General features: G+C 53.9%; 15 protein-coding genes. All 15 read left to right on the top strand.

Annotated elements, in window-relative coordinates; genetic code table 11:
• The first annotated feature begins 256 nt into the window (after positions 1–256).
• The 15 genes from GFN93_RS14110 to GFN93_RS14040 all read left to right on the top strand — a co-directional run bounded on the left by GFN93_RS14110 (position 257) and on the right by GFN93_RS14040 (position 17283).
• Positions 257–1282, top strand: coding sequence for an NAD-dependent epimerase/dehydratase family protein (locus tag GFN93_RS14110; protein ID WP_153501661.1), 1026 nt, complete (start codon positions 257–259; stop codon positions 1280–1282).
• The gene (locus tag GFN93_RS14105) at positions 1279–2493 is read left to right on the top strand and encodes an oligosaccharide flippase family protein (protein ID WP_153501660.1); all 1215 of its coding nucleotides are present in this window, start codon (positions 1279–1281) and stop codon (positions 2491–2493) included. The genes GFN93_RS14110 and GFN93_RS14105 overlap by 4 nt, the downstream gene beginning before the upstream one ends.
• Positions 2490–3488, top strand: coding sequence for an ATP-grasp domain-containing protein (locus tag GFN93_RS14100; RefSeq protein WP_153501659.1), 999 nt, complete (start codon positions 2490–2492; stop codon positions 3486–3488). The genes GFN93_RS14105 and GFN93_RS14100 overlap by 4 nt, the downstream gene beginning before the upstream one ends.
• Entirely contained in the window at positions 3481–3954 is a 474-nt protein-coding gene (locus tag GFN93_RS14095) for an LbetaH domain-containing protein (protein ID WP_153501658.1), read from the top strand. The genes GFN93_RS14100 and GFN93_RS14095 overlap by 8 nt, the downstream gene beginning before the upstream one ends.
• An 11-nt stretch (positions 3955–3965) precedes the next feature.
• Positions 3966–5099, top strand: a complete 1134-nt coding sequence (locus tag GFN93_RS17590) for a glycosyltransferase family 4 protein (protein ID WP_153501657.1) — start codon at positions 3966–3968, stop codon at positions 5097–5099.
• A gap of 2 nt (positions 5100–5101) precedes the next feature.
• Positions 5102–6280 carry a hypothetical protein gene (locus GFN93_RS14085; protein ID WP_153501656.1) on the top strand — a complete coding sequence of 393 codons (1179 nt, stop codon included), beginning with the start codon at positions 5102–5104 and terminating at the stop codon, positions 6278–6280.
• Positions 6277–7404 carry a glycosyltransferase family 4 protein gene (locus tag GFN93_RS14080; RefSeq protein WP_153501655.1) on the top strand — a complete coding sequence of 376 codons (1128 nt, stop codon included), beginning with the start codon at positions 6277–6279 and terminating at the stop codon, positions 7402–7404. The genes GFN93_RS14085 and GFN93_RS14080 overlap by 4 nt, the downstream gene beginning before the upstream one ends.
• On the top strand, positions 7404–8033 hold the full coding sequence (locus GFN93_RS14075; protein ID WP_153501654.1) for a sugar transferase: 630 nt from the start codon (positions 7404–7406) through the stop codon (positions 8031–8033). Before GFN93_RS14080 ends, GFN93_RS14075 begins: the two co-directional genes overlap by 1 nt.
• The gene (locus tag GFN93_RS14070) at positions 8030–8662 is read left to right on the top strand and encodes an acetyltransferase (protein WP_153501653.1); all 633 of its coding nucleotides are present in this window, start codon (positions 8030–8032) and stop codon (positions 8660–8662) included. Before GFN93_RS14075 ends, GFN93_RS14070 begins: the two co-directional genes overlap by 4 nt.
• A gap of 2 nt (positions 8663–8664) precedes the next feature.
• Positions 8665–9840, top strand: a complete 1176-nt coding sequence (locus tag GFN93_RS14065; protein WP_153501652.1) for a DegT/DnrJ/EryC1/StrS family aminotransferase — start codon at positions 8665–8667, stop codon at positions 9838–9840.
• A 244-nt stretch (positions 9841–10084) separates the two neighbouring features.
• Complete coding sequence (locus tag GFN93_RS14060; protein ID WP_153501651.1) at positions 10085–11518, top strand: MBL fold metallo-hydrolase; 1434 nt, start codon at positions 10085–10087, stop codon at positions 11516–11518.
• Positions 11519–12243: 725 nt separating this feature from the next.
• The gene (locus GFN93_RS14055) at positions 12244–14202 is read left to right on the top strand and encodes a polysaccharide biosynthesis protein (RefSeq protein WP_235901856.1); all 1959 of its coding nucleotides are present in this window, start codon (positions 12244–12246) and stop codon (positions 14200–14202) included.
• Between the two features lie 639 nt (positions 14203–14841).
• On the top strand, positions 14842–15015 hold the full coding sequence (locus GFN93_RS14050; RefSeq protein ID WP_153501650.1) for a hypothetical protein: 174 nt from the start codon (positions 14842–14844) through the stop codon (positions 15013–15015).
• A gap of 47 nt (positions 15016–15062) precedes the next feature.
• Positions 15063–16835 (top strand): SLC13 family permease, encoded by a 1773-nt coding sequence (locus GFN93_RS14045; RefSeq protein ID WP_328594684.1) that lies wholly within the window; start codon positions 15063–15065, stop codon positions 16833–16835.
• Between the two features lie 91 nt (positions 16836–16926).
• Positions 16927–17283 (top strand): four helix bundle protein, encoded by a 357-nt coding sequence (locus GFN93_RS14040; RefSeq protein ID WP_153501649.1) that lies wholly within the window; start codon positions 16927–16929, stop codon positions 17281–17283.
• Positions 17284–17323: the final 40 nt, after the last annotated feature.

Raw genomic sequence — 17323 nt, 5'->3', positions numbered from 1 at the left:
CTAAATGTAGGAGCCTCGCTTGAGAGGCGAATATCCCGAACGGGCGAGCGAAGCGAACATATCGCTGTAGGAGCACCACTTGAGGTGCGAACCGCCGCAGGCGGGGCCCGAAGGGCCAGGACAAAGGGGCGAAGCCCAGGGCGGTACCCCGCCTTTGACTTCCCTTGTAGCTTGTAGCTTGCAGCTCATAGCTCGCAGCTCGAAGCTCACAGCTAGTAGCTCGCAGCTAGATAACGAACAAACGAATGGAACCAACATGACAACCCGCTACGAAAAAGTGCAAGCAGATTTGAAAGCCAACCCCAAAACCTGGCTCATCACAGGCGTAGCAGGTTTTATTGGCTCCAACCTGCTGGAAACCCTGCTGCAGCTGGACCAAACTGTCATCGGCCTGGACAACTTCGCTACCGGCCACCAGCACAACCTTGTCGAAGTGCAAGGCGAAGTTACCCGAGAGCAATGGACTCGCTTCACCTTCATCGAAGGCGACATCCGCAACCTCGAAGACTGTAAAAAAGCCGTCACTGGCGCAGACTACGTTCTCCACCAGGCAGCGCTGGGCTCCGTACCCCGTTCCATTGAAGACCCAATCACCACCAATCAGGCTAATATCGATGGTTTTCTGAACATGCTGGTGGCAGCCAAGGATGAAGGCGTCGAAAGCTTCACCTACGCCGCCTCCAGCTCCACCTATGGCGACCACCCAGGCCTGCCCAAAGTCGAAGACAAGATCGGCAAGCCCCTGTCACCCTATGCCGTCACCAAATACGTTAACGAACTCTATGCCGATGTCTTCGCCCGCACCTACGGCTTCAACACCATCGGCCTGCGCTACTTCAACGTGTTCGGCAAACGGCAAGACCCCAACGGCGCCTACGCCGCCGTCATCCCCAAATGGACCGCCGCCATGATCAAGGGCGAAGAGGTCTTCATCAACGGCGATGGCGAAACCAGCCGCGACTTCTGCTTTATCGAAAACGTGGTGCAGATCAATCTGCTGGCCGCTACAGCACAAGATGATGCTAAAAGCCAGGTCTATAACGTGGCGCTGGGTGATAGAACCACGCTGAACACACTATTTGATGCGTTAAAAGTGGCCTTGAACGAATGTGGGGTCCAATACGGAAAGGACCCCGCGTACCGAGACTTCCGTGCTGGCGATGTGCGTCATTCTCAGGCGGATATAAATAAGTCGAAGGAAAGATTGGGATATGAGCCTGCATATCGCATCTACGATGGCATCGGCAAGGCCATGCCTTGGTATGTAAGTGACTTGACATGATGGACCAAGCCAAGCGGCGCGTTGTGAAAAACATGTTCTCCCTACTTTCCTTAAAGGGAGTCGATGTTCTCGTGCCGCTGGTGGTAACCCCGTATCTCGTGAGGGTTGTAGGGCTTGAAAAATTCGGGCTGATAGCCTTTTCTCTTTCATTTGCCGCATATTTCGGGGCGTTAATCAATTACGGGTTCAATATTACTGCGGCAAGAGATATCGCTAGGTGCCGGGAGAGTGGCGAAGAGGTATCCAGGATATATAGCAACACCATGGCGGCGATTGGAATCTTATCGGTTTTTACGCTGCTTCTGTCGTCGATGCTGATCGCATTAATGAATGTAGATGAATGGCTTTTTTTTGGTGCCGTTTTTCTGGTGATTTTTCAGTCTTCACTGCCTGTTTGGATGTTTGTCGGCCATGAGAGAATGACGCTAGTCGCAGTGCTGGGGGCTTTTTCCAAGGTAGTGTATGTTTTCTCGTTGTTTGCCTTGGTGCAAAGCGAAGATGACTACATTTATGTTAATGCTCTTTACGCTGCGAGTGCCTTACTCACGCTGATTCTCTCCATGGTCCTGGTCAAGTTACTGCTAAAAGTGAATTTTTCCGGGGGGGGGGTGAAAGGTGTTAAGTCCAGCTTTAAATCCGGGTTCTCGGTTTTTGTTATGCAGGTGTCTCCTGTCCTATACAACAACTCCTCCACTTTTATTCTGGGTTTGGTGGCCGCCCCGGCAGCTGTGGGTGTTTATAGTGCAGCGATGAGGGTGGTTGAGGTGTGTATAACTTTGGGGCGGCTTATTGCAAATGCATTTTTGCCTTATGTAGCGGTAGATATGAGGTCTAGGCATGGCTACTTTGCAAAGCTGATGTTGTTGATTGGCGGCGTAGCTACATTAATGACTTTTGTGTTTTCTGAATTTATATCAACTCTGCTTTATTCAACGGAAGGGGCGCAGGTTGCCATTTGGCTAGAGTGGCTTTCTCCCAGTATTTTATTTGGCTTTTTTTATTTGGTTTATGGTGTGGGTTACATGCCGCTGGCGGGTCAAGAAAAGGCTGCGGCAAAAATATCATTAACTGTTTCTTTAGTAGGGCTTTTAATGCTGTTGGTTTTCGTGCCGATGTTTTATTTGATGGCGGTTGTCTTGGTTTTGGTCGGATCAAGGTTTTTGCTGGCCGTAATTTCATATTGTTATTACAGAAAGAGCTTGCTTGTATGAAGCCCAATGTTTACGTGGCAACACTGCCTAATGGTTTTTTTGGTAGCGCGGGCTCCAGTTGGAAATCCCTTTCGGCCACTGAAATAGTTGAGGATTTAATGTGTTCCGGGTATGCAGCGAAGGTTATATCTGTTGACCAGATACCTCGCTTGGATCTAAAGCCTGATGATGTTGTTTTTTATACATCATCCGACGACCCTGATATAAGAACCTATGTCAAAGATCACATTTACTTGGCATCCAAGTTTTGTAAAGTAGTTCCATCAATGGATGTGCTGATGGCGCATGAAAACAAGGGTTTTCAGCAAATTTACAGAGAGAAAATGGGGTTTGGTGGCTTGGAGGGGACATATTTCCTTCATAAAGATGAAGGCCCCAAAAAGTACCCTTTTGTATTTAAAACGTCTAATGGTGCCGGGAGTGCAGGGGTTGAGTTAATTAAACATGAGCAAGACCTGAAAAAAGTAAGAGGAAAGTTTCGCGTTGGTCTAATGAGGTTTCTTATTAATCTTGCTAGAAAAATAAAGCTGACACCTAGTGAGTACGCTATATACAGCTATCGAAATAAAGGGAAGTGTCTGAGTGTCTCTCAGCAGTTTGTTCCAGACCTTGCTGGTGACTATAAAGTCCTGGTGTTTGCCAATAAATACTTTGTCCTGAGGAGAGGGGTGAGGAAAAACAGTTTTAAAGCAAGTGGTAGCGGTATGTTTGAGTTCCCTGTTTCTGGCGATCTCCCCTGTGAAGTGCTTTCTTTTGCCGCTGATGTTTATAGAAGACTGGATTCCCCCTATGCCTCGCTTGATATCGCAATTTCATCGGGGGTTTGCTATTTGATAGAGTATCAGGCTACCAATTTTGGCCCCTATACGCTGGTTAACTCTCCAGGGTTTTATTCTATGGTGGGGGATAAGTGGGCGTATACGGAGGGAGGGAGTGATCTCCAGAAATGTTTCTCTGAAGCGATGATTGATTACTTGAGAAAGTTCGATGTTTGAAATAATAAAGTCCGATATAAAAAATAATCATAGAGCCGGGCTTTTGGCTGTGTTGCTATTGGTGAACTACAGGTTTGGTCGTTGTTTGATGTTGAAGAAAAAGACATTGCGGTTTTATTGGATTCCATACATTTGGTGCCTTTTGTTATCTCGTGGCCTGAGTTTGGTCTTTGGTTGCTCGGTCCCATTCTCCGCGCAGATTGGTAAATCCGTTGTTTTTAAACACGGTTTTTTTGGCGTTTTTATTTCGGGGTTGGCAGTTGTGGGGGATGGATGTGTGATTTTTCACCACGTTACAATTGGGTCAAATTTCGGATCAAGGAAGAATCTCGGTGCTCCTACGATTGGAGACAATGTGTTGATTGGTGCTGGCGCCAAGGTAATTGGCCCGCTTCGAGTTGATGACGAAATGGTGGTTCCTGCTGGATCTGTGGTTTTCTCCGATGTTCAGAAAAGGCATAGATAAGAGGCGGGCAAGTGATTAAAGTTCTTCATGTTATTGTTGGCCTCAATGTTGGTGGTGCTGAACTCATGCTTCAGCGGTTAATCAATAATAGCTCTGATAATGTTGAGCATATGGTTGTTTCGTTGACCACCAAGGGGAGGATAGGCGAGGAGCTTTCAGCGCGGGGAATTGTGGTTCGCTCTCTGGGGTTAAAGGGCCTGCTGACACTCCCTGGTTGTTTTTTTAATCTTCTTCGTATCGTCGCAAGTATTAAACCTGATGTGGTGCATACATGGATGTATCATGCTGACTTTCTCGGCGGATTGGCTGCTTTTTTGGTCGGCAGAAGAAATGTCGTCTGGTGTGTGAGAAGTACCAATATTGAACTTGCAGGGAATAAGGCAACGGTGTTGCTCAGGCGAGTATGTGCTTTTTTTTCACATATTATACCGCGGAAAATTATCTACGCGGCAGAGGCATCCCGGTTGGCTCATGAACGGCTTGGATACTGTGAAAAGAAATCCCTGGTAGTTCCTAATGGTTTTTTGGTTAATGATTTTTTGGGTAATGAGCACTGTAGAGATGAGGTCAGATCTGAGCTGTCAATAGAAGAAGGCGATATTTTAATTGGAACGGTCGGTCGTTATCACCCTGTAAAAGATCATGCAACTATGATTGCTGCTTTGAGTGCTTTGGTGAAAACTCGCCAGAACTTGAGGTTGGTAATGGTGGGGAGAGGGCTGGACAGCTCTAATATGGAGCTTTTGGCCTTGCTGGAACAATGGGGTGTAACCGACCAGTGTATCTTGCTTGGTCAGCGCTCAGATGTGGCCAGGCTGATGTCGGGGTTTGACATTTTTTGTCTTCACTCTATCTCTGAAGGGTTCCCTAATGTTTTGGGTGAGGCCATGCTTTCCGGGCTGCCTTGTGTTGTAACCGATGTAGGGGATGCATCATTTCTTCTTGATGATGCGAGGTTTGTTTCCAAGTCGAGAGATGTTGGCGAGTTGGTTGAGAATATGCTTTTGATGTTTTCACTTTCGGGCCATGAAAGAAAAAATATTGCTATAAGAAATAGAGACAGGATATTAAATGGTTTCTCGATTGAGAGCGTTGTGTCAGTGTATCGAGAAATTTACCAAAATATTGGATCTGATCGTAGTTGATAATGCCTATTCAGCTATATACGGAAAGTTATGAGTTGCTGTATGTGATGAATGTCGTCATGGCAGGGGCGCTTACTATTCCTCTGGTTGCTCGTTTTTTCAAAGTATCGATTTCATATGCCGCAGTTCTTTATGTTTGGCATTCCTTGTTTGCTGTGGCTTATGCGATGTTTGTTGTGGCCAATGGGGGTGACGCAAGGGAATATTACTTGCATAGCTTTAATGAACCATCTTTTTCTTTGGGTACGCATGCTGTAAGGGTCGGTGTTTCTTTTTTAAGTGTGGGTTTAGGGTACCCATTTTTAGCCTGTTCCTTAACTTTTGCATTTTTGGGCTATTTAGGAGTTGTCGCTTTTTACAGTTCTCTTAAGGAGGTGATGGCCACAGAGGGCGGGTGGTGGAGCTGGTTTATAGCAATGATTCCTCTTTTGCCATCATTGAACTTCTGGTCAGTAGGGCTTGGGAAAGATTCAGTGTCATTTTTCTCAATATGTATGATTTTGTGGGTTTCTTTTAACTTAAATAAAAGGTGGGGGTATGCAATCGTCCCGTTTTTACTGCTTTTTATTGTGCGGCCGCATATTGCCGGAATGGTTGGGGCCGCTTTTGCTGTTTCTTTTCTTTTTCGGCGTGGGATTACATGGCCTCAACGTGTCATTATTGGTGGGTTAGCGCTTCTTGTTTCTGCTTTTTTAGTCCCGTTGGCTCTTGATTATTCAGGTGTTGAAGGGGGTAGGCTTAGTGATGTTTCTGATTTCATTGAGGGAAGAGAGGGCGCCAATTTAAAGGGCGGCGGTGCTGTTGATATTTCGAATATGTCATTGCCTGAAAAAATGTTTACCTACCTGTTCCGCCCCACGCTGATTGAGGCCCGCAATCTGTTCTTTTTGGCGGCGGCGCTGGATAACACCATCTTGTTGTTCCTGTTTGTTGCCGGTACCTGGGCGTTGATCAAGAAACCGTTGCCCCCTTATTTGAGGGCTCACAACAGGATGTTCCTCTGGATTTACTCGCTGTGTGCCTGGCTGATTCTGGCGATGACGACGGCGAACCTGGGTATCGCCCTGCGACAAAAATGGATGTTTGCTCCCATGCTGATTTTTTTGCTGATTTCGGTGATTGGCCGTTCACGGTACCCAGCCGAGTCTGACGCTCCGGCTATTGAAGGGAGCAACCGATGACAAAGCCGGTTTTTTTGCTGGTGGCCAGTTTCCCGGATTCATTGATCAAGTTTCGTGGTCCGTTGATTGAGGCGCTGATTGAGACGGGATGCACGGTACATGTGGCGGTGCCAGGGCTTGATGCTGAATCCGATATTGCTGCACGCCTTTCCGGTTTGGGGGTAACGGTTCACGATATCCCGCTTGAGCGTACCGGTTTGAATCCAGTGAGGGATCTTGCTGCTGTGCAGGCATTGCGCAAACTGATGGGACGGATCCGGGCTGATTATGTACTTGGCTACACGATCAAGCCGGTCATTTACGGCACCCTGGCGGCCTGGTTGAGTGGGGTTCGCCATCGCTTTGCCCTGATTACTGGTTTGGGGTATGCCTTTACCGGTGAGGCGACAGGGCTGCGCAAGCTGTTGCGTGCTTTGATTCAGCAGTTGTATCGGTTTTCTCTGTCTCGCAATCGGTTGGTGTTCTTCCAGAACCCGGATGATGAGGCCCTGTTCAGGCAGTTGGGTCTATTGAAGCCCGCCATTCCTTCCCGTGTGGTGAATGGCTCTGGTGTCGATGTGGCGGAGTACGGGGTGTCGCCGCTGCCTGAGCCGCCGTCATTTCTTTTGATTGCCCGGCTTCTCGGTGACAAGGGCGTGCGTGAGTACGCCCAAGCCGCTGCTTTGGTAAAAGCGCAGTATCCTGATGCGGTGTTCCGGCTGGTGGGCTGGATTGATGATAATCCGGATGCGATACACCAGTCTGAGCTGGATGAGTGGGTGGCAACGGGTACGGTGGAGTTTCTTGGCAAGCTTGCAGATGTTCGCCCGGCAATTGCAGATAGCAGTGTGTACGTGTTGCCTTCTTACCGTGAAGGAACGCCACGCACCGTGCTGGAGGCCATGGCCATGGGGCGGGCTGTTATTACTACCGATGCTCCAGGATGTCGGGAAACTGTGGTTGATGGCGATAACGGATATCTTGTGCCGGTGCAGGACGTTGCAGCGCTGGCGGATGCCATGATGAAGCTGATTGAAAACCCGGATCGTGTTGTCTCAATGGGGGGACGATCACGTCAGATTGCCGAAGAGAAGTACGATGTGCATAAGGTGAATGCGGTAATGCTCAAGGAAATGGGGCTGTGATGAAACGGTTGATGGATATCGTGGGTGCCCTGTGTGGACTGCTGGTGCTTGGCCCGTTGATTTTGCTGTTGGCCTTGCTGGTCAGGGTGAAACTGGGTAGCCCGGTGCTGTTTCGGCAGGTTCGCCCCGGAATGGATGGCCGTCCCTTTGCAATGGCCAAATTTCGGACCATGACGGATGCCCGTGATGCCAGCGGTGACCTGCTGCCGGATGCGGATCGACTGACAGGCATTGGTCAGTTTCTTCGTTCCAGTAGTCTGGATGAGCTGCCTGAACTCTGGAACGTGCTGAAGGGGGATATGAGCCTTGTAGGGCCACGCCCTTTGTTGATGGAATATCTTCCTCTGTATTCAGATCGCCAGGCGCGCCGGCATGAGGTGCGCCCGGGGATTACCGGCTGGGCCCAGATTAATGGCCGCAATGCATTGAGCTGGGAAGACAAGTTCGAGCTGGATGTGTGGTATGTGGACAACCGTACTCTGTGGCTGGATGTCAAAATCCTGTTTCTTACCATGTGGAAGGTGGTAAGGCGAGATGGCATCAGCCAGGAGGGTGAGGCAACTATGTCCAGGTTTGAAGGTGAGAACTGTCGAAAAACCAATACGGATTCTTACAGGGAGAAAGCATGAAACCGGTTGTTGTCATTGGATTTGGCGGTTTCGGCCGAGAGATCGCTTGGCTTGCAAAGGAATGCGGCCGTTCAGTATTGGGTTTTCTTGATGATGGTATTGAGCCCGGCAGGAAAGGTGATTACGCGGTACTTGGGCATTCCTCTACATGGGTAGATTATCCTGACGCTGAGTTTGTAGTAGCGATTGGTAATCCGCGTGTAAGGCGCAGGGTTGTTGAAAGGCTTGACGCAGAGGGCATGGATAAATTTACGACATTAGTCCACCCCTCCGTCAAGATGGATGACAGTGTAGTAATTGGTGAAGGGGCACTTATTTGCGCGGGCTGTATGGCCACAGTCGATATTAAAATCGGTCGCCATGTGATACTCAACCTGAATGTTACTGTTGGGCACGATGATGTTATTGAAGACTTTGTAACTGTCGCTCCAATGGTTGCTCTCTCTGGAAATGTGACCTTGGAGTCTGGCGTTGAGGTTGGAACAGGCGCAGCTATCAGGCAGGGGGTCGTGATGTCTTCTGGTTCAATGCTGGGTATGGGAGGTGTCCTTACCAAGGACGCTGAGCCAAATAGGGTTTATATAGGCTCACCCGCCAAGCCATTCAAAGAACTACCTGAGTTTATCTGATTATGCTTAACGGCCCTTTCTCTCCCTGGCCTTCCTTTACCCAGGAAGAAGCCGATGCGGTGTCTCGCGTATTGCTTTCCAACAAGGTGAATTACTGGACTGGTCAGGAGGGCCGTGAATTCGAGCGCGAGTTTGCCGCCTTTGCTGGTGCCGAGTATGCCATTGCGGTGGCCAACGGCACTCTGGCGCTGGATCTGGCGTTGAAGGGGTTGGGAATTGGTGCGGGGGATGAGGTGGTGGTGACGCCGCGTACCTTTCTGGCCTCTGCCACGTCGGTAATCAATGCCGGGGCAACGCCGGTGTTTGCAGATGTGGATGCGGATAGCCAGAACATTACGCCTGAAACGGTGGCGGCGGTGATTACTCCGAAGACCAAGGCCATGATTTGTGTGCACCTGGCCGGCTGGCCCTGTGATATGGATGGCATGATGGCGCTGGCAGAACAGCATGGTCTTTATGTGATTGAGGATTGTGCCCAGGCCCATGGCGCAACGTACAAGGGCAAGCCGGTGGGTGGCCTTGGCCATGTGGGTTGTTGGTCGTTTTGCCAGGACAAGATCATGAGCACCGGCGGGGAAGGGGGCATGGTTACCTGTAATGACCGTGCACTTTGGTCGCGCATGTGGAGTTTCAAGGATCATGGCAAGAGCTGGGAGGCGGTGTATGAGCGTGAGCATGCGCCGGGTTTCCGCTGGTTGCATGAGAGTGTGGGCACTAACTGGCGGATGACGGAGATGCAGGCTGCCATTGGCCGTATTCAGTTGAAGCGCATGGCGCTATGGACGCAGCTGCGCCGGGCCAAGTGCGAGGCGATCTGGGATGCTGCGCGTTCCTGCACCGGCCTGCGGGTGCCTGAGGTGCCAGCGGAGATTGGCCATGCGGGCTACAAGTGCTATGTGTTTGTTGAGCCGGATGCGTTGTCTGCGGGTTGGGACCGTGACCGGATCATGAATGAGATTGCCGCCTGTGGGGTGCCGTGTTTTTCCGGGTCTTGCAGTGAGGTCTATCTGGAGAAGGCATTTGCGGATCTTGGCCTCGGGCCGGAGGAGCGGCTGCCGGTGGCACGGGAGCTGGGGGAGACCTCGCTGATGTTTCTGGTGCATCCTACGTTGACGGCGGATGAGATTGCTCGAACCTGTGATGTGTTGAAAAAGGTGATGGAGTTGGCGACGCTTTAGGTGATGAGAGAGCAGGCTTGCGCCTGCGGCCTTCGGCCGGATCGCCATGCAAGCATGGCTCCTGCAGCGGAGGTTTGCCGGTTTTTGTAGGAGCCTATGCTTGCATGGCGATGGAAGGGCAGCGCGCTGCGAGTGATGCTTTTACTGAGGTAAGTTTAAGGCTGCCCCAGGATGGGGTGTGTATAAAAGCATGGGCCTGTGCGCGGCTGCGAGCAGCGTGTCGCATGAAGCGGGGTTAAAAGACATGGATTGTCGTGATGCGCTCCGGGATGGGGGCTTTCCGTTTGTAGTGCACCACGGTGCGGTGCAGGGGGTGACGGGCTCTGCCCATGAGTGGGTGGTGGGTGAGTCGGCGTCTATGCTGATTGACTGTGGGTTGTTTCAGGGCCGCGATGCCGGCCCGGCTGGCGCGTCTGCGTCAGATCTTTCTATTGATTTCGATATTTCCCGGATTCAGGCGGTGGTGCTGACCCATGTGCATATTGATCACGTGGGGCGGCTGCCGTGGCTGTTTGCGGCGGGGTATGACGGCCCAGTGTATTGCAGCGAGCCTTCGGCGCGGTTGTTGCCGATTGTGCTGGAAGATGCGTTCCGGCTGGGGATCAGCCGCCAGCCGGAACAGGTAGACGCCTTTCTGCGCTTGCTGGACCAGCGGCTGGTGCCGGTGCCTTATGAAGCGTGGACCGGGTTGGCGCTGGGTGATGAAAAGGCCTTTATCCAGCTGCTGCCTGCCGGGCATATTCTGGGCTCTGCGTCGGTGTCCTGTCGGGATTCGCAGGGGCATGTGACGGTGTTTTCAGGGGATCTGGGGGCCAGGCTGGCGCCGATTCTTCGCTCGGCTCAGTCTCCCTACCGGGCGGACTGCCTGGTGATCGAGAGTACCTACGGGGATCGTTTTCATGAGGGCAGGGCGGCGCGCTCTGCCCGGCTTGAGCGTGCGCTGGTGCGCTCCATGGAGGACAAAGGCACCTTGCTGATTCCTGCGTTCAGCATTGGCCGTACGCAGGAGTTGCTGTATGAGCTGGAAGGGCTGATTCATCGTCACCGTTCAGCACCGCTGAATGAGCACCTTGATTGGGATGAGCTACCCATTGTGCTCGATTCACCGCTCGCCAGCCGGTTTACCCAGGTGTACCGGGAGCTGGATGCATTCTGGGATATGGAGGCACGGGAGCGGCTGGATGAGGGGCGTCAACCATTGAGCTTTGATCAGATGCTGACAGTGGATGATCATGATGCCCACATGCGTATGGTGAGGCATCTGGCGGACAGTGCCCGGCCTGCGGTGGTGATCGCGGCCAGCGGCATGTGTGCGGGCGGGCGGATCGTGAATTACCTGAAAGCCATGCTGGAAGATGCCCGGCACAACCTGTTGTTTGTGGGTTACCAGGCCAGGGGGACGCCGGGGCGAACCATTCAGCAGGAGGGGCAGGGGGGCGAGGTGACGCTGGATGGTGAGCGGTATGCCATTGCATTGCCTGTGACCTCCATCAGCGGTTATTCCGCCCATGGTGATCAGCGTGACCTGTTGGATTTTGTCGCGGGTATGGAAGACAAACCACGGCAAGTGCGAGTAGTGCATGGCGACCCGGAGGCCAAGGCGGGGCTGAAGAGTGCACTGGAAGAACAGTATGAGCGGTGGGGGCTGCCGGTTGAGGTGGTTTGCCCCGAAGGGTGAGCCGCCGGCCTGCGGCCGGATCGCCATGGCGAGCATAGCTCCTACAGGGGGAGGAGAGGAGTTCAACCCCCGGTGCGCGGGTGCTTCACTTGTAGGAGTCCATGCTCGCATGACGATGGTTTACGGGCTCTTGCCCGTCGGCCTGCGGCCGGATCGCCATGGCGAGCATAGCTCCTACAGGGGGAGGAGAGGAGTTCAAACCCCGGTGCGCGGGTGCTTCACTTGTAGGAGTCCATGCTCGCATGACGATGGTTTACGGGCTCTTGCCCGCCGGCCTGCGGCCGGATCGCCATGGCGAGCATAGCTCCTACAGGGGGAGGAGAGGAGTTCAACCCCCGGTGCGCGGGTGCTTCACTTGTAGGAGTCCATGCTCGCATGACGATGGTTTACGGGCTCTTGCCCGTCGGCCTGCGGCCGGATCGCCATGGCAAGCATAGCTCCTACAGGGGGAGGGGAGGAGTTCAACCCCTGGTGCGCGGGCGTCGGATATCAGAATGTAATAGAACGAAAAAAGGTCAAGATTGTGTGCTGGCCAGCACGGATTGCCGATTGAATGGCGTGTCTAATATTGCTTTCTGGATGCAGCGAATGACATTCAAATGTCACTTTTGCATTGGAATATATGGACACGCGCCTATAATGTTTCGCAATTGAGAATGTGAATTGAGTCGCATTGAGGCTCTCGCCTGGTCTGGCGGTTGCGTTGGTCACATGGATGGACCTGAATGTCGAGTAAATGGCTTTACCCTTCTGTTTATCGACTGGTGTCGATTTCGCGCTTCTTCAAGCGCTGCATCATGCTGGCGGCGGATCTGGTTGCGCTGCCGCTGTTGGTGGCTGTGGCCTACGGTTTGCGTTTGAATACCCTGGCCCCGCCGATCCATGACCTCTGGCTCTTTATCGCCGCTCCGCTTGTTGCGGTGCCGGTGCTGTACCTGACGGGCTTCTATCGTTCCATCGTTCGCTATCTGGGCGCTGAAGTTGCCTGGTCGTTGCTGACCGGGGTATTGGTGTCGGTGGCGGTGTTGGCAGGGGCGTCCTATATGGTGCCGGATGCTTCGGTTCCCCGTTCAGTGTTCCTGATCTGGGGCATGCTGGGCATTCTGTATCTTGGTGGCAGCCGTTTTCTGATGCGCCGTTTCCTGGTGAATGTGCTGGGCGGCGCGCTGAATCGTCAGCCGGTGGCGGTGTTTGGAGCAGGCCATGCCGGTGCTCAATTGGTGTCCGGTTTGCAGTCCAGTACGGAGTTCTTCCCCGCGCTGGTGGTGGATGATGACCCCAGCAAGCAAGGCACGCTGCTTGCCGGTGTGCCGGTGGTTGATCGTGCGGCGCTGGAGAAAGCCGCCCAGAGGAAGAAAATCGCTGCGGTACTCATGGCGTTGCCCTCCCTCAATCGCTCCCGCCGCATGGCGATTGTCCGCTGGCTGGAAACCCTGAACATTCGGGTGCAGACGGTACCTGGCCTGGCCGATATCGCCATGGGCAAGGCACGTCTGGAAGAAGTGCGTGATGTGGCCATTGAGGACTTGCTTGGCCGGGATTCGGTACCGCCGCGTCAGGATCTGCTGCATCGCTGTATCAGCGGCAAGGATGTGCTGGTGACCGGAGCGGGCGGCTCTATCGGCAGCGAGCTGTGTCGTCAGATTCTGGCTTTGTCTCCCAGTCGCCTTGTTCTGGTTGAGCAAAACGAATACTCGCTTTACATCATTGAGAAGGAGCTGCGTCAAACCATTGCCGCACGCAAGCTCAAGGTGGAAGTTGTGCCCGCACTGGGTTCGGTGGTGAACCGTGGCTTGATGGAGCAGCTGTGCCGGATGCACCGTATCGATACGGTTTACCATGCGGCGGCCTACAAGCATGTGCCCATGGTGGAGGCCAACCCATCCTCCGGGGTGCGCAACAATATTCTGGGTACGCTGGAAGCTGCCCAAGGCGCTGAAGCGGCAGGTGTTAAGCACTTCATTCTGGTGTCTACAGACAAGGCCGTGCGCCCTACCAATGTGATGGGGGCGACCAAGCGATTTGCTGAACTGGTGCTGCAAGCGATGGCGGCTCGCGGTTCTGATACGGTGTTCTCCATGGTGCGATTTGGCAACGTGCTGGGATCTTCCGGCTCGGTGGTGCCGCTGTTCCGTGACCAGATTCAGCGCGGTGGGCCGGTGACAGTGACCCACCCGGATGTGATTCGCTATTTTATGACGATCCCTGAAGCCTCCCAGCTGGTAATCCAGGCTGGGGCCATGGCGAAAGGTGGAGACGTGTTCGTTCTGGATATGGGCGAGCCGGTGCGGATTGTGGATCTGGCGACCACCATGGTTCATCTCATGGGGTTGTCAGTGAAGGATGAAGAAAACCCCAACGGGGATATCGCATTGTCATTTACCGGGCTGCGGCCGGGCGAGAAGCTGTATGAAGAGCTGATCATTGGTGACTGCAGTGTGCGCACCGAGCATGAAATGATCATGCAGGCTTCTGAGGATGCCTTGAGCTGGGACGAAGTGCAGTTTGCGCTTGAAGCGTTCCGCAAGGCGCTGGAGCGTAGTGACAATGACTCCATGAAAGCGCTGTTGCGCAGCTATGTGGTGGGGTATGCGCCTGGTTCGGCCGGCAGCGAGAAAACCGCGGCCATGGCCACTCGTGAGCTGCCGCGACGGGCGGTTAATGCGGTGTCGCTGCCGGATTAACCTTTCGGAGCCTTGGCTGCAGGAGCGTCGCTGGATTTATCCCTCTGCTGTTCTGTCGGAGCCCAGCTTGCCTGGGCGAACAGGTTCCTTGGTCTGAAAGCTCATTCGTTCAGCAAGCTGAACTGCCCACAAGATACTCCTCTCCCTCTGTAGACGGTGATGCTCGCATGACGCTGGTTTGCGGGCTGACGCCCGTGGGCCTGCGGCCGGATCGCCATGCGAGCATGGCTCCTACGGGGTTCGACGTGATGCTTGTGTGCTTCTCTTGTAGGAGTCCATGCTTGCATGACGATGGTTTGCGGGCTGACGCCCTTGGGCCTGCGGCCGGATCGCCATGCGAGCATGGCTCCTACGAGGTTCGACGTGATGCTCGTGTGCTGCTCTTGTAGGAGTTCATGCTTGCATGACGATGGTTTGCGGGTTGACGCCCGTGGGCCTGTGGCCGGATCGCCATGCGAGCATGGCTCCTACGGGGTTCGACGTGATGCTCGTGTGCTGCTCTTGTAGGAGTCCATGCTTGCATGACGATGGTTTGCGGGCTGACGCCCGTGGGCCTGCGGCCGGATCGCCATGCGAGCATGGCTCCTACGGGGTTCGATGTGATGCTCGTGCGCTGCTCTTGTAGGAGTCCATGCTTGCATGACGATGGTTTGTGGGCTGACGCTCGTGGGCCTGTGGCCGGATCGCCATGGCGAGCATGGCTCCTACAGGGGTAGCGTGCGGGCTTTGCCTGCGGCGCTGAAGTTTGGCTGCGTCTTTGGTTATGCCAATATCGAATTAATAACCGCTTTTTATATCCCTTTTTCGCTGTAAAATGCGCCTTTTATGATCACGCGTGCTGCGCCGGAAGGATTCGCTGAGTGAGCCTGGATATTCTGATAACCCTGCTGATTGTGGTCTCGGTGCTGGGAGCACTGGCGACCAATCGTGTGCCGGCGGACCTGACCATGATGGCGGCGCTGGTGGCGGTGCTGGTAACGGGCATCATTACGCCGGGTGAGGCGTTGGCAGGCTTTGCCAATCCCGGCTTGATGACGATTGCCGCTCTTTATGTGGTGGCTGCGGCCTTGCGGGATACCGGGGCGATTTACTGGGTGGCCCATCGGCTACTCGGCCAGCCCAAAACGGTACTTTCCAGCCAGTTCCGCCTGATTGCCCCTGCGTCTTTATTGAGCGCCTTTCTGAACAACACCACCGTTGTGGCCATGATGATTCCTGCGGTGCAGGAGTGGGCCCAGCGGCTCAAGCTGTCTGCTTCCAAGCTGCTGTTGCCGTTAAGTTATGCCGCTATTCTGGGTGGCACCTGTACCTTGATCGGCACTAGCACCAACCTGGTGGTAGATGGCCTGGTACAGGCAAAAGGCCTGCCGGCCTTCGGTATTTTCGATGTGGCCTGGGTGGGCATTCCTGTGCTGCTGGGTGGCGGATTGTTCATGCTGCTGGTGAGCCGTTACCTGTTGCCTGAGCGAGAGGGCATGGTGGAGCAGTGGGAGCATGCCCGTGAGTACCACGTGGAAATGATTGTTGCCAAGGGCAGTAACCTTGCCGGGCGAACCATTCAGGATGCCGGTTTGCGTAACTTGACCTACGGCTACCTGACCGAAATCCAGCGTGGCGAAAAGCTGTTTACCGCAGTGGGCCCGCAGATGACCCTGCAGGAAGGGGATCTGCTGGCGTTTGTGGGTGTGCCGGAGTGTGCCCGTGAGCTGCAGCGGATCAATGGCCTGCAGTCGGCCCATGGGGCGGTGCACAAGCTGGGCCTGAATAATCACCAACGCCATCTGGTCGAGGTGGTACTGAGTCCGGAATTTCCGGGCATCGGCAAGACGGTGAAAGAAACCGGGTTCCGTACCCGCTATCAGGCGGCGATCCTGAGCATCAGCCGTAATGGCCAGCGCATGGCTGGCAAGGTGGGTGAGCTGGTGCTGCGGGTGGGCGATACCCTGTTGCTGGAGACCAGTGAGCAATTTGTTGAGCAATACCGCTACCGGCGCGATTTCATGCTGGTGAGCCCGCTGAAGGATTCTACGCCGCCGGATTTCCGGCGGGCGCCCTATGCCGTGGGTGTGCTGGTGCTGATGGTGCTGGCCAATGTGCTGGGGCTTGCGTCTACGCTGGAAGCCGCTATGGTGGCCGCCGGCTTGATGCTGGCGTTGCGCTGCGTGACGGTGAACCGTTCGCGTATGAATGTCAGTGTGAACCTCCCGGTGCTGGTGGTGATCGGTGCCTCCTTTGCCCTGGGCAAGGCCATGGAAAGCAGCGGCGCAGCCGCCTGGATTGTGCAGGAAGCCTTTCCGGACAGCGGCCTGTCGCCGTTTATGGCGTTGGTAATCGTGTACCTGCTGACGGCAGCGTTCACCGAGATGATTACCAACAACGCCGCGGCTGTGCTGGTGTTCCCCATTGCCGTTGGCGTGGCCGAGCAATTGGGTGTCAGCCCCATGCCCTTCATCGTCGCCGTGATGTTCGCCGCCTCCGCGAGCTTCATGACGCCGCTGGGCTACCAAACCAACCTGATGGTGATGGGCCCCGGCGGCTATACTTTCCGAGATTATGTGCGGATCGGGTTGCCGATGAGTGTGGTGGTGGGGGTGATTAGTCTTGCTGTGATTCCGATGGTGTGGGGGTTCTAAAAAGCAGTAACGAGGTTCGAGTATCGAGTTTCGAAAGGCAAAAAATCAATACGGGACAAGGATGTCTTTGTACGAAAGGAGCAAAGCAAGGATGCGATTTGAAGAAATGGAAGTGTGGCGCCGTTCTGTGGCGTTAAGCGTAGAAATGTTTCGGCACTTCAGGGAGTGCAGGGATTATGGATTTAAGGACCAGATTACGCGGTCAGCCTTATCGGTACCCAGCAACATTGCAGAGGGCTTCGAGAGGGTTTCTCTCAAGGATAGAGGAAGGTTTTGGAGCTATGCGAAAGGCTCGGTTGGCGAGCTCCGAACTCAGGTACATATTGGAAGCGAAATCGACTACATCGATGACACTGTAGCCGGGAAATGGCTTTCGGAAACCGACCAACTTTCCAGAATGCTTGGTGCTCTGATTTATGGCATCAGGCGGGAATTGAATGAGTGTTGAAGTTGCTTTTCGTAACTCGCAACTCGTGACTCGCAACTTT

The organism is Alcanivorax sediminis (assembly GCF_009601165.1).
Taxonomy (GTDB): Bacteria; Pseudomonadota; Gammaproteobacteria; order Pseudomonadales; family Alcanivoracaceae; genus Alcanivorax; species Alcanivorax sediminis.
The sequence above is the reverse complement of the archived record's forward strand: the minus strand, read 5'-3'. Positions and strand labels throughout refer to the sequence as shown.

Excerpts from the sequence above, each read along its gene's own strand:
- GFN93_RS14065 (WP_153501652.1), top strand. The coding sequence starts at position 8,665 with ATGCTTAACGGCCCTTTCTCTCCCTGGCCTTCCTTTACCCAGGAAGAA.
- GFN93_RS14085 (WP_153501656.1), top strand. The coding sequence starts at position 5,102 with ATGCCTATTCAGCTATATACGGAAAGTTATGAGTTGCTGTATGTGATG.
- GFN93_RS14055 (WP_235901856.1), top strand. The coding sequence starts at position 12,244 with ATGTCGAGTAAATGGCTTTACCCTTCTGTTTATCGACTGGTGTCGATT.
- GFN93_RS14105 (WP_153501660.1), top strand. The coding sequence starts at position 1,279 with ATGATGGACCAAGCCAAGCGGCGCGTTGTGAAAAACATGTTCTCCCTA.
- GFN93_RS14050 (WP_153501650.1), top strand. The coding sequence starts at position 14,842 with ATGACGATGGTTTGTGGGCTGACGCTCGTGGGCCTGTGGCCGGATCGC.
- GFN93_RS14070 (WP_153501653.1), top strand. The coding sequence starts at position 8,030 with ATGAAACCGGTTGTTGTCATTGGATTTGGCGGTTTCGGCCGAGAGATC.
- GFN93_RS14075 (WP_153501654.1), top strand. The coding sequence starts at position 7,404 with ATGAAACGGTTGATGGATATCGTGGGTGCCCTGTGTGGACTGCTGGTG.
- GFN93_RS14110 (WP_153501661.1), top strand. The coding sequence starts at position 257 with ATGACAACCCGCTACGAAAAAGTGCAAGCAGATTTGAAAGCCAACCCC.
- GFN93_RS14095 (WP_153501658.1), top strand. The coding sequence starts at position 3,481 with ATGTTTGAAATAATAAAGTCCGATATAAAAAATAATCATAGAGCCGGG.
- GFN93_RS14040 (WP_153501649.1), top strand. The coding sequence starts at position 16,927 with ATGCGATTTGAAGAAATGGAAGTGTGGCGCCGTTCTGTGGCGTTAAGC.
- GFN93_RS14060 (WP_153501651.1), top strand. The coding sequence starts at position 10,085 with ATGGATTGTCGTGATGCGCTCCGGGATGGGGGCTTTCCGTTTGTAGTG.
- GFN93_RS14100 (WP_153501659.1), top strand. The coding sequence starts at position 2,490 with ATGAAGCCCAATGTTTACGTGGCAACACTGCCTAATGGTTTTTTTGGT.
- GFN93_RS14080 (WP_153501655.1), top strand. The coding sequence starts at position 6,277 with ATGACAAAGCCGGTTTTTTTGCTGGTGGCCAGTTTCCCGGATTCATTG.